Source organism: Synechocystis sp. FACHB-908, assembly GCF_014698595.1.
In the GTDB taxonomy this organism is placed as follows: Bacteria; Cyanobacteriota; Cyanobacteriia; order Cyanobacteriales; family Microcystaceae; genus Synechocystis.
Map to the genome: position 1 here is coordinate 43,400 of NZ_JACJTH010000029.1, position 12,346 is coordinate 55,745.

Consider the following 12,346-nt stretch of genomic DNA (forward strand, 5'->3'; position numbering starts at 1 on the left):
CGTTTATCAACGTATTTTATTGGAGAAAAAGTGGTCATGGCAGTGCGTTTTTTGTTCAACTTAACCTTTGCCTCCGTGGTCACAGTTTGTGTTTTGGGGGGCGGGAAATGGAGTTATATATCTTTAGCCCAGTCTCCCCCAGAAGTCATCTTGAAAGGAGAAAGTAAAACTCCGATCGCCACTGCTCAGCAATATTTTAATCAGGGTCTCAAGCATTATCAGCAGGGTAACCTAACAGATTTTCAAGCGGCCCAAAGTTCCTGGGAAGAGGCCTTGGCCCTCTGGCGGCAGGAAAATAATTTACCCCAGATAGCGGTCACGTTAAATTTTCTTTGTTTGGTTCAGCGTCAGTTGGCTCCCCCGACAAAGGCCTTAGCCTGTTACCAAGAGTTATTAACCACCGCCCAAGCCTTGAAAGATACCCAAACGGAGGCTAATGGTCTGGTGGCGATCGCCCAATTGCAATTACAACAGGGTAACTACCAGGAGGCATTTGAAAGCTTGGAAAAGTCCTTACCCCTTTGGCAACAAGCCAACTTTAAAACGGGGGAGGTGATTAGTCAGAATGAGTTGGGGCAAATGTATTTGACTTTGGGGGCAACAACTCAGGCCGAGTATTTTTACAACAAAGCTTTGGCCCAGGCCCAATCCTTGGGGAACCGGGGTAATATCGCTGGCATTGAACATAATTTGGCCCAGGTGAAATTAGCCAGTGGAGATCTAAAAGGCGCTTTAGCCCTGGAAGAAAATGCTTTTCAACATTGGCAAGGTTTGATCCATGACCTTGGCGATCGGGCCACACCGGATCTTGTGCGAGGCCAGGCAGCGGGATTAAATAACCTCGCTTTTATGCAGGTGCAAAATCAGCAATTAAATTTAGCCCAAGAAAATTACCAAAAAGCATTAATAATCTGGCAACGGTTGGGGGATAAAAATGGGGAAGCTAGTAGCTTAAATAATTTGGGTTACCTAGCTTTTTTGCAAGGGGATTTACCCACAGCGCTCGATTACTATCAACGGGCTTTAATCCTACGACAAACCACTGGCGATCGCCTGAAGGAAAGCTTAACTCGCTATTGGTTAGCGGTGGCTTGGAAGCAACAGGGAGAAGTACAGCAGGCCATGGCGGAAATTGAAGAGGCAATTTATTTACTGGAAAATCTACGACAGGCCATTGGCAACGAGGATTTAAGGGCTAGCTTTTTAGCTTCCAAACAGGATTATTATCAGTTTTATATTGACCTGTTAATGGAACAACATCAACGGCAACCCAATCAAGGCTGGGATGAAAAAGCTTTGGTGGTTAGTGAATCCGCTAAAGCTAGATCTTTGTTGGATATTTTGGCCCAAACCCCAGGGAAAATCACCAAGGGAATTTCTTCTCAGTTGGTAAACGAAAAAGAAACCATTGAACAGCAACTCAATACCCTCCAGGAAAAGAAAATCAAGTTATATAGTTCTAACTATGATCCACAAAAACAAAGGGAGTTGGACCAGGCCATAACAGATCTATTGCAACGGTATGACCGAGTTTTAGGGCAAATTGAGCGACAAAATCCCGACTATAGCGCCCTTACCCGCCCCCGACCATTGGACTTACCTCAAATCCAAGCCCTGTTGGACAATGAAACCCTATTGTTGGCATACGCCCTGGGCAAAGAGCGCAGTCATCTCTGGGTGGTAAGTGAATCTAGCCTGCGGAGTTACGTACTTCCCGGCGCTGACCAGTTGGACGAGGCCATTAAGACCTTTCGCCAATCCTTTTTGGAGCCTACCCAGCGGATTCGTCGCCCCCTGGCCATCAATCAAGGGGCCCAGTTATATAGTCAGTTAATCCCAGACCCGACAGTGATTGCAGGAAAAAGATTGCTGATTGTGCCCGATGGCGTGTTGCAATATCTGCCCTTTGGAGCCTTGGTGACGGACAATCCTCCCGGCCAGCCCCCCACCTATTTAACTGATCGCCACGAATTGGTTACCATGCCGTCTGCTTCTACCCTAGGCATTCTGCGGCAAAATACGGCCCAGAGGAAACCAGCCCCCAATTTGCTGGCGGTGTTTGCCGATCCAGTATTCACCAGTAGTGACGAAAGGTTGGGTACGGCGATCGCCCGTCGTCCAGACAATTTGCCGGTGGATTTGGAACTGTCCGCCAGGGATGCGGGGGTTTATTTTGACCGGCTCCCCTACACCGAACAGGAAGCTGAACAATTGGTGGCCCTCTTTCCCCCGGAAGCCAGTTTAAATGAATTAGGCTTTGAAGCCACCAGGGCCCGGGTTTTTGCCGACACCATGGGGCAGTATCGTTTTATTCACTTTGCCACCCACGGCATTCTCAACAGTAAAAATCCTCAACTGTCGGGACTGGTCCTTTCCCTACTCAATCCAGAGGGGGAACCCATCAACGGATTCGTGCGTTTGTACGATATTTTTAACCTTAACCTGCCAGCGGACTTAGTGGTGCTCAGTGCTTGCCAAACAGGACTTGGTCAGGAAATCCGGGGCGAAGGACTAATTGGCCTGACTAGAGGTTTTATGTATGCCGGGGCGGCTAGGGTCGTGGTTAGCCTGTGGAGTGTGGATGACGAAGCCACCGCCCGTTTAATGACGGAGTTTTACCGGGCTTTACTGCAACGGCAAATGCCCCCGGCCGCCGCCTTGCAATGGGCCAAACAAAAATTGAAGGAAGACCCCCGTTTTGCTTCCCCCTATTTTTGGGCCGGTTTCACCCTCCAGGGGGAATGGCAAAATTTACGCCCTACTAATCAGTTAGTCAAGGGAACGTCTCCGGCTTCATCGGTACCGACAAAAAGAATGGGCACATCGCTAAATTGACCCAAACCCACGGAATCAAACAGTTCTACCAATTCCTGCCGTTGTTCCGGCAGACTGGCCACAATCATCAACGTATCTTGCCAAATACCTTGGTTGGCATAGAGATTGGCTTTGCTCAAAGGTTCATTGGTTTCTTCAATTTGCTCTGTTATCTCAACATCTAATTCCTGGCGCACGAGCCCGGCTTCCACCGCACTGCCCACCACTTGGTTGTCAATGGTGCAATTAACGGCAAATGCCCAAGCATATTCCCCGCCTGGTTCTAACCCTACGGTTGTGGGAACGGCGATCGCCAAAATACTTTCCTTACTGGGCACCGCCACGGTTTGGCTATGGATTAATTCCCCGGCCCCATCCACTAGGACAAATTCCCCTTCCACTCCTTTGTTGGCGGGTACATAAACAAACAAACTAGGATTGGCCGTAGCGGTAAACGTGTCTTGGCTGGGGGCCACTATTCTGAGGTTGGTGTTGGCCTGGGTGAAACAACTGCCGCCCCTAGTGCCTCCTCCTCCGGAGCTTTGGGTGGTACCCCGATCACCAGCCTGGGGAAATTTCAAGCTAACTAGGGTTTCCGTTGGGGTTGGGCTAAAGGATAAATCATCAACACCAGAGGCAATGGTCTGGGGGGCAGATACGGTAAAGGTTAGGGCAGTGGCTAACAAAAGCGGCAAGGGATGATTAACCATGGCAAATTTGGGAATTTGAGGAATTATGGTTCCAGCTTAGCCTAGGTCAACCCGGGGTAACGAGGGGATGTTCAGTGGCGGGATTGACCAATAAAAATTCCGTTGGCTGGAGGTTAGGGGGTCTACAGTGGAGTGAGAATTGTCTAAGGACGATAAATCCCCACTTTTGGCACCATTTGGGGGGCAGGGGGCCGATAATTGCGACCAAAACCGTAGTCCCCCAACCACATCAAGCCATGGCGAATATTATCCGTTCCCCCCTCGGCAAAATATTGCCACAGGCAATGGACTGCGGTGAGGGGCACTGTGGACTGGTTCATCAGGGAGGGATCTGGGCGATCGTCCCCCGGCAAGACAAATAATTTCAGATCTGGTTTGGTTACCGTTAGTTCCCCCAATACTTCCAAGCCGTAGGGCCAATAGCTTTTTCCCCCCAACAGCCGCACCACAATTACCTCTGCTTGGCCCAATACCCGATCGCCGTAGTCATCGAGGGAAAAAGACTGTTGCAAATTCAGCAGATTACAAACCCGCAGATCGGGAAAATCCCCGGGCAATCGGGGCCACACCCTGGCGATTGCCTGGATATCAGTGTCAGCGGCGGTTAAAAAAATTAGCGGCGCAGGAGTTTGCTCAACGATAATAACCCCTTCCATGGCCGGGGTCCAACCACCGGGAAGACTAGCAAGACGATGCATAATAGTTGAAAATATATGGAGATAAATCCATGGACTGACAAGGGCTAGATAAATAATTTCCTTAAAAAAATCTTAGATCTTTAAAAATACTTAGATTTTGAAGGGTTAGGCAAAAACCTAGGCATGATGGAAATAGAAATCCATGGGGCTTGGTCGTTGAATGCCGCCGCCCAGTCTATGTTCAATTCGGCATGCTACCCGCTTTTTCCCCCATTTTCCGTCGACTCTTACCTGCTGTCACCTTTGAACGCTTGCTCCGTTTTTGGCGTACCCTGGCCCAACAAACAGGAGATGGGGTGCAGTGTTTTGTGGGGGATTTGCCCAGTAGTTTGAAGCCTCCCCCTGGGCCATCGGTGCTGGAGGCAGAGGTTGACCACCGTTTTGCCCTCCTGGTTAGTCCAGGGCAATGGGCCCTGTTGGAAGGAGAACAAATTTCTCCCCACCATTATGCGGTGTCCATCACTTTTGCCCAGGGTATCATCGAAGACTTCATTCAAAAGCAAAATTTGCCCGTGGTAGCGGAAGCCATGCCCCACCGGCCAGAGACTCCATCTGGTCCCACCATTGCCGAACAATTGACCCTGGGGCTACTAGAAATTCTCAATAGCGACAGCACCAGCTTTTCCCCAGAGCCTTCTCTCCAGGACAGTTTGCAGGCTAGTCAAGTCAAACTTTTGAGCCAGGTTATTGCCCAAATTCGCCAAAGTTTAGACCTGTCGGAAATCCTCAACAATGCGGTGACGGCAGTGCAAAAATTTCTCTTTGTCGATCGCCTAGTTATTTACCAATTCCACTACAGCCAACCATCCCTAACACCGCTCGAGGAAAATCAAATTCCCGCCCCCAGGCCCCGCCAGCAATATGGAGAGGTGACCTACGAAGCCCGGCGATCGCCAGAAATTGACACCATGTTGGGCATCATGACCGAAAACGATTGTTTTTCCCAGGTCTTCAGCTACGAACAGAAGTATCTTAAGGGCGCCGTGGTGGCGGTCAGCGACATTGAAAATCACTACTCTTCTTCCTACTGTTTAGTCGGGCTGCTGCAACGCTATCAGGTCCGGGCTAAATTAGTTGCTCCCATTATTGTTGAAGGACAACTTTGGGGTTTGTTGATTGCCCACCAGTGTCACCACCCCCGGCAATGGTTGGATAGCGAGAAGAATTTTTTAGGCCAAATCGGCGAACACCTAGCTGTGGCGATCGTGCAATCCTTGCTGTATAGCGAAGTGCAAAAACAAAAAAATAACTTTGAAAAGCGAGTAATTGAACGGACCAAGGAATTGCGGGATACCCTCATGGCGGCCCAGGCAGCTAACCTCCTCAAAAGTCAATTTATCAATAATATTTCCCATGAGTTACGCACTCCTTTGACCAGTATTATCGGTCTTTCTGCTACTTTGTTAAGATGGTTCGACCATCCCGCTTCCCTACCCCCAGCTAAGCAACAATATTACCTACTAAATATCCAAGAAAACGGTAAAAAACTGCTGGATCAAATTAACAGTATTATCCAACTGTCCCAGCTTGAATCCGGCCAAACAGCCCTCAACTGTCAATCTTTTTCCCTGCATACCCTAGCCCAGACAGTGATTCACTCCCTGTTGGGGGTGGCAATTAAACAACAAATTAATTTAGAGCTAGATTACCAAATTAATGTGGGCCAAGACCAATTCTGCGCTGATCAGGAAAGACTTGACCAAATTCTGACCCAATTGCTCAATAATGCGCTGAAATTTACTCCGGCGGAAGGCACAGTTATCCTCCGCATTTGGAAAGAAAGTAACCAGGCTATTTTTCAGGTGGAAGATACGGGCATTGGCATCAATGAACAACAGTTGCCGGTGTTATTTGAAGCTTTTAAAGTGGCGGGGGACAGCTACACTAGCTTCTATGAAACCGGTGGCGTCGGCCTGGCCTTAACCAAGCAGTTGGTGGAACTCCATGGCGGGTATATCGAAGTGGAATCTAGCCCTGGGCAAGGGACAATTTTTACCACTGTAATCCCCCAGCAGAATTTCCCCCCAACCACCAAGGGACAAGTGCAGGATAAGTTGGATGCCGCCATGCCCTTTAATTCCAGTGTAATTGTCATCGAACAGGATGAGGAAATTGCCACGCTGATTTGTGAATTATTAACTGTGGCTAACTATCAGGTCATTTGGTTAATTGATACTACGAATGCTTTGCAGCAGGTGGAACTGTTACAACCGGGTTTGATTATTGTGGATGGGGATTTTGTCGATGTAACGGAAGTGACCAGGGGTATTAAAAAGTCCCGGCGCATCAGTAAGGTCACGGTTTTTCTGCTGAGTGAGTCCCTATCCTCAGCGGAGTGGCAGGCCTTATCCCAAAAAGGTATTGACGATTACTTGCTCAAACCCCTCCAGCCAGAATTACTTTTACAACGGGTGCAGAGTATCCAGCAGGAACCCCTCCGCTAAATTTTTTACGATTAATGCTTGGACTATAGATTAATGTTTTTTGGAGTTTCTATCCTCGAAATACCGATAAGATATTAAGATTGAGGGGAATTGCAGGAAAACTGATGAGCAGATTTGATAGCGGATTACCCAGTGTCCGCCAAGTACAGCTTTTGATCAAGGATCAAACCCCGGTGGAAATCAAACTACTAACGGGGGATTCCCTCTTCGGCACCATTCGTTGGCAAGATACCGATGGCCTAGGGCTAGTCGATGACTCTGAACGTTCTACCATTGTGCGCCTAGCGGCGATCGCCTACATTACTCCCCGCCGTTAGGAATTAATCATCCAGTCAAAGCAGTTATAGCCATTGGGACGATTAGGCAATATTGTCAAACCATTTCTTTATGGCCCGTTGATAAAACTGAGCTAATCTCCAATCTCTATAACCACCATCTGCCACATAACTCTGTACTTTTTTCCTCCGCCAATCAGCCTTTCTACCCCGCACTAAGCCCCCCCATGAGCATCCAAGAAATCTTTACCAAAGCCCTCCAGGATGGATACCTCACCCCCGCTATGGAAGCAGAAGTGGGACGTCTTTGTGAAAGTGGAGTGGATTTAGACCAAGGGGAATACGAAGCGCTCGATCGCCTGATGGCGGCCCTGTTGGCTGGGGACGTGGTGGCCATGCCCCACAAGAAATTTATTAACGTCATGGAGGAAATGGTCCTCACTGAGGTGGTTTCCCAGGTGTCTAAATATCAGAAGACCACGGAAAAACAACCCGATATTGCCGACATTGCCGCCTATGCCCTCAACCGCCTACCACCACTGTACGCCACCTCCGAAGAGGGCGCCGAATATCAACGGCAACGGGCCTCTGAAGAACTGGAGTTTCTTATTCAACAACAGGTGAAAGATGGCTTGGGCAGATATTTTGATCGGCCTCAAATCGCTGACCGTAAGCCCCTAGAACCATTAGTGAAACAGGATCTGATCAGTCAAATGGCATTGTTATTGGAAGCCCTAGCCCAGGATTGAGCGCAAAATAGCACAAATTAAGAACTGCCATAGGCCATAGTCTTAGCCCCAGTCTCCGGCCATAGGATTAATTTATCTGCTGGTGATTTTCCCTGACTTAATCGTGTTTTCCAACAGGTTTTACCCTGGTTGGTTCCGGTTATCTTCATACTTTTTTAGGGGAACCACCGCCGATGTTGTGGATTAATTGGGCCTAGTGCAAGATGGGTTTTCGTCGCTATCAAAGTTTGTTTGCTTGGATTTTAACCGTTGTTCTCACCGCCACTGTCACCGTTGCCATTGCTTCCCCGGTACGGGCCCAGTCCTGGATGAATTTATTGCTCCAAGGATTACAGGTGATTCAACTTTCCAATCTTTCTGACCAGCAGGAAGTACGGCTAGGGCAACAGATTAATCAGCAACTTTACCAACAAGGAGAATTTCGTCCCCACGGCGATCGCCAATTGCAAAGTTATATTAACGAAATTGGTCAACGGTTAGCCCGGGCCAGTAGTCGCCCCAATATCCCCTACACATTCCAGGTGGTAGATGACCGCAGAATTAACGCCTTTGCCACCATGGGGGGCTTTGTTTATGTGAATACCGGCTTGATTGCCGCCGCCGAAAATGAAGCGGAATTAGCCGGTGTCATTGCCCACGAAATTGCCCACATTGCCGAACGCCATGCCGTGACAAGAATGAGGGATGTGGGTCTTTCCCAAGGATTAATTTCCGCCGCCGGTATGCGGGAAAATAATATTGTCCAGATGGCTATGCAACTGGGTTTCAATCTGCCCATGAGTAGGGAAGATGAATTAAGCGCCGATGCCATGGGGCTAAGGAACCTCGTGCGGGCTGGTTATGCCCCCGTAGGCATGGTTAGTTTCATGGAAAAATTACAACGGCAGAGTGGTGCCGCTCCAGAGTTTCTTAGCAGTCATCCCCTCACCCAAAATCGCATCACTTCCCTCCAGAGGAGTATCCCGTCCCAATACCTCTACCAAGGAGACGGATTGGATCCCCAGGCTTATAGCCGACGCATTGGCCGCCAATCCTCTGCCCCCACCCTGCGTTAGGGTAATTCCTCTAGTAAAACAGTGAAAGTGACGGTGGACCCCAGTCCTTCCCCCATGCTAAAAAAGGCCACTTTGCCCCCCATGGTTTCCACCAACTTTTGAGAAATTACCAGCCCTAACCCCGTACCTCCATAGGCTTTGGAATGGGAGCCATCAATTTGCACAAATTTTTTAAATAATTTGGACTGTTGCTCGAGGGAAACTCCAATGCCCGTATCTCCCACGCTCACTTTTAATAATCCTGGTTTCTGTACACCTTCCCAGAGCACAGTGCGGGGCATTACTTCCACGGCCACTGTAATACCTCCTTCGTGGGTAAATTTGATGGCGTTGCCGACAATATTGAGCATCACCTGCAGTAACCAACGCTGATTGCCATACACCAGCAGAGGGCCTTGGTTGGGGGCAGTGAGATTAAAGCTGAGGCCCTTATTTTGGGCCTGGGGCAGGGCAAAATTTTCTGTTGCCTGGAGCACTTCACTAAAGTCCACCACTTCCAATTCAATGCCCACTCGACCCGCTTCAATTTTGGCCAGGTCGAGAATATCATTAATTAAATTGAGCAATAACAGGGCAGATTGGTAGGCTTCTTCGACGAATTCGTGTTTTTCCGCCTCTGAATCCGCCATGTCGTCTAAAATTAGCCGCAGAAAACCAATAATGCCATTTAATGGGGTGCGGAGTTCGTGGGTGGTGCTGGCCAGAAATTCACTTTTGAGCCGGGATGCTTCTTCTGCCGCTTTGGTGGCCTGGGTTAGTTCTTGGTAGAGGGTGGCATGGGCGATCGCCGTGCCGGTTTGCTCGGCCAATTCCTGAAGTAGGGCTTCTGTTTCTGGATGCCAGGGACCAGGGGCCGGACCAACTTGTTGCAAACACAGATAGCCGTTGGCTTGGTCCTGGTAGAGGGTGGGGAAAATCCACAGTCCCCCCAAATCCTCCCCTTGAAACTGGACATTGTAGAGAGTGATGGGTTGGTGTTGCTCGAATAACTGCCGCCAAATTTCACTTTCCTCCGGCACAATTAGAGCAGCGAAGGCGGTCACTGTGGGCTGACAGAATTCTGCTTCAATCTGCAGGTGGCGACTTTGGAAATCCTTTGTCAACAGTAGGCAACGGCTTACCCCCAAGGTAGAGCCAATACTATCCACTGCCTCTTGCCAAATGGTGGGCAGATGGAGGCTATTGCGTCGGATCCTTTTGGCGATCGCCGTCAATTGGGAAATAACCGGGGGATGCAGAGGATCCAAAGAAGAAAATCTGAGGGTGGATTCCGTCAAATCGCTCGGCTGTCCCATGTCAAAAAGTGGTTAGGTAATGGAGTCAGCGGAGGAAATAGCATAATCAACCATGGGGTCTATTTCTCCCGTAGGAAGTCAAAAAATTAGTCGTTCCACTCTCCCCGGGGAGGAACAGGGGGATTGCGGCGTAAATTGCGGGTTAGCTCATCGTCCCGTTGTTTTTCACCCCGTAGCCACTGCTTCACAGCCATTTCAATTACCCGATTTGGCTCATTGGTCAAATGCTGAATTTGATCCATTAGATCCGAGTCCAACTGAATGGAAACTTCTATTTTTTCAGAGTCCCGAAGCGAGGCGGTGGTATTGTCATTCATGGCGTTAGAAACGAGGTCTTCACCAATTATAGTATCCCATCAGTTTCAGGCCAGGCGGATATAATATATGGAACTTCAGGAAAAGTTACCAATTGGGAAAGTCCGTCCAGATTGAACAATTTTTGTCAACATCCCCCTTCCTGCCACCTCCAAGTTATCAACGCCAGTTTCATAACTCCACCATGTTAGACGCCGTCATTATTCTCCTCTCCATTTTCACCTTTGCAGGGGTCGGCTTCGCCGTGGTGGACCTGTTACCGGATTCCGTACAGATGCAAATTTCCAACATGGAGGCCCTGCGTTGGCTGGCGGCGGGTTTCATGTCCATTATTGGTCTGGCGATCGGGTTAGTGGCCCAAACCACCTATCGCAGATTGGAAAATCAGATTCGACAAACTCCCATTGAGACAATTCTTACCAGGGCAGTGGGTTTGGTAATTGGTTTGTTGATTGCTAATCTCATGCTAGCTCCCATCTTTCTACTGCCCATTCCAGGGGAATTTTCCTTTATTAAGCCCACCCTGGCAGTGTTTGGCAGTGTGGTTTTTGCTTTTCTTGGTATCAGTTTGGCCGACACCCATGGCCGCACCTTCATGCGCCTAATTAACCCCAACAGCATTGAAACCATGTTGTTGGCCGAGGGCACCCTCAAGCCCATCCCGCCTAAAGTTGTTGATACCAGTTGCATCATCGACGGTCGCATTGAGCCCCTATTAGCCACCGGCTTTATTGAAGGGCAGGTATTAGTGCCCCAATTTGTCTTGGCAGAACTGCAACAATTAGCCGATGCCAGCAATGACCAAAAACGGGTGCGAGGCCGGAGGGGATTAGATATTCTCGGCAGTATCCAGGCGGATTTTCCCGAAAGCATCGTTATTCATTCCGCTGACTATGACGACATTGCCACGGTGGATGCCAAATTAGTCCATTTAGCCCAAGAAATCAATGGCATTTTGCTCACCAATGATTACAACCTCAGCAAAGTTGCCAACTTGCAAAAAGTCCAAATTCTCAACGTGAACGATTTGGCCCAGGCAGTGCGGCCCATTTACCTACCAGGGGATTCTCTGGAGCTAAAAATCATCAAACAAGGCAAGGAAGCTTCCCAGGGAGTAGGTTACCTAGAAGATGGCACCATGGTGGTGGTGGAAGAAGGGCGCAACTATGTAGGGTCAGAATTGCAGGTCATTGTCACTTCAGCTTTGCAAACCTCCGCCGGTCGGATGATTTTTGCCAAACCCCCTTCAGTGCTGGCTTCTTAGGTCAAAATTGGCAGTTTTTCAGAAACGGCAAAACGATTTCCCATCAGATCCGCTTTTCCCTAGGGAGCATCCTGCCATTCTGGAGACAACGTAATAAAGTCAAAAACTTCTGCCCCGGGGTGACAGGTGATACAGGTCTTACTTGTGACTTCCTCCGGCATAGGGGCCCGTGGATGTAGAGCTTTGAAAAAGCGTGATTTTTCCGCATAGAGGGGGACTGGGTTATTTGGAGGCAGTGGTCGAGAAAACGTACTCACATAATCCCAAATCAGCAATTGGGTCAGGCGATTAATGTTAGGAATGCTGACCCCATAATGGACATCCGGACGACGCAAAATCTCCTGCCAGGAATCCAGGGGTAAGACTTCCGGTGGCAGGGCAATGTGACAGCCAGTACAGGTTTCGATGTAGGACTCGAAACCAGGAAGGTAACGGGTAGGAATCGGATCGACGGAACGGGGATTATCAGGGATAACTGGGGGCAAATTCTGGGGAATGCTTGCCTGGGCCATTAGATCATTGGCTGGTTGACCATGGGGAGCCCACGTCTGGGCCATAGCCCAACCACCACCAAGGGAAAGGAAAACGATAACTAATCCTGTCAGCACCACTGGCCAAATTCGCATGGTTGTTTCCGATTACGCCAATCCGTCAATTAAGATCATTTGTCTGGTGACATGACCTGAAGACCCCACAATTTTAGCAGTCCCTACCGGCACATCGGTTT

At 49.1% G+C, this 12,346-nt stretch carries 11 protein-coding genes; 6 read left to right on the forward strand and 5 right to left on the reverse strand.

Translation table 11 applies throughout. The features are described from left to right. Positions 1-36 precede the first annotated feature (36 nt). On the forward strand, positions 37-2,835 hold the full coding sequence (locus H6G46_RS10410; RefSeq protein ID WP_020862361.1) for a CHAT domain-containing protein: 2,799 nt from the start codon (positions 37-39) through the stop codon (positions 2,833-2,835). Here H6G46_RS10410 and H6G46_RS10415 read toward each other — a convergent pair. After that, positions 2,766-3,524, reverse strand: coding sequence for a DUF928 domain-containing protein (locus H6G46_RS10415; RefSeq protein WP_010872818.1), 759 nt, complete (start codon positions 3,522-3,524; stop codon positions 2,766-2,768). The genes H6G46_RS10410 and H6G46_RS10415 overlap by 70 nt on opposite strands. A gap of 143 nt (positions 3,525-3,667) precedes the next feature. Further along, positions 3,668-4,222, reverse strand: a complete 555-nt coding sequence (locus tag H6G46_RS10420; protein WP_010872819.1) for a cobaltochelatase — start codon at positions 4,220-4,222, stop codon at positions 3,668-3,670. 191 nt (positions 4,223-4,413) lie between these two features. Between H6G46_RS10420 and H6G46_RS10425 the strand changes: the two genes are divergently transcribed. The 4 genes from H6G46_RS10425 (at position 4,414) to H6G46_RS10440 (ending at position 8,745) form a co-directional block, all read left to right on the forward strand. Beyond that, a complete protein-coding gene (locus H6G46_RS10425) occupies positions 4,414-6,666 on the forward strand; it encodes an ATP-binding protein (RefSeq protein ID WP_010872820.1) in 2,253 nt (750 codons plus the stop codon). Positions 6,667-6,770: 104 nt separating this feature from the next. Continuing rightward, a complete protein-coding gene (locus tag H6G46_RS10430) occupies positions 6,771-6,983 on the forward strand; it encodes a hypothetical protein (RefSeq protein ID WP_010872821.1) in 213 nt (70 codons plus the stop codon). Positions 6,984-7,168: 185 nt separating this feature from the next. Next, a complete protein-coding gene (locus H6G46_RS10435; protein ID WP_010872822.1) occupies positions 7,169-7,690 on the forward strand; it encodes a late competence development ComFB family protein in 522 nt (173 codons plus the stop codon). Positions 7,691-7,893: 203 nt separating this feature from the next. Continuing rightward, positions 7,894-8,745 (forward strand): M48 family metalloprotease, encoded by an 852-nt coding sequence (locus H6G46_RS10440; protein WP_010872823.1) that lies wholly within the window; start codon positions 7,894-7,896, stop codon positions 8,743-8,745. On the opposite strand, the gene H6G46_RS10445 is transcribed toward H6G46_RS10440, so the two are convergent. Both H6G46_RS10445 and H6G46_RS10450 read right to left on the reverse strand, forming a co-directional pair. After that, the gene (locus tag H6G46_RS10445) at positions 8,742-10,040 is read right to left on the reverse strand and encodes a GAF domain-containing protein (RefSeq protein WP_010872824.1); all 1,299 of its coding nucleotides are present in this window, start codon (positions 10,038-10,040) and stop codon (positions 8,742-8,744) included. The two genes, H6G46_RS10440 and H6G46_RS10445, sit on opposite strands and share 4 nt — an antisense overlap. 86 nt (positions 10,041-10,126) lie before the next feature. After that, positions 10,127-10,357, reverse strand: coding sequence for a hypothetical protein (locus tag H6G46_RS10450; RefSeq protein WP_010872825.1), 231 nt, complete (start codon positions 10,355-10,357; stop codon positions 10,127-10,129). Positions 10,358-10,539: 182 nt separating this feature from the next. Here H6G46_RS10450 and H6G46_RS10455 point away from each other — a divergent pair, with 182 nt between their 5' ends. Beyond that, the gene (locus tag H6G46_RS10455; protein ID WP_010872826.1) at positions 10,540-11,619 is read left to right on the forward strand and encodes a PIN/TRAM domain-containing protein; all 1,080 of its coding nucleotides are present in this window, start codon (positions 10,540-10,542) and stop codon (positions 11,617-11,619) included. A 59-nt stretch (positions 11,620-11,678) separates the two neighbouring features. On the opposite strand, the gene H6G46_RS10460 is transcribed toward H6G46_RS10455, so the two are convergent. Continuing rightward, positions 11,679-12,245 (reverse strand): hypothetical protein, encoded by a 567-nt coding sequence (locus H6G46_RS10460; RefSeq protein WP_010872827.1) that lies wholly within the window; start codon positions 12,243-12,245, stop codon positions 11,679-11,681. Positions 12,246-12,346 lie beyond the last annotated feature (101 nt).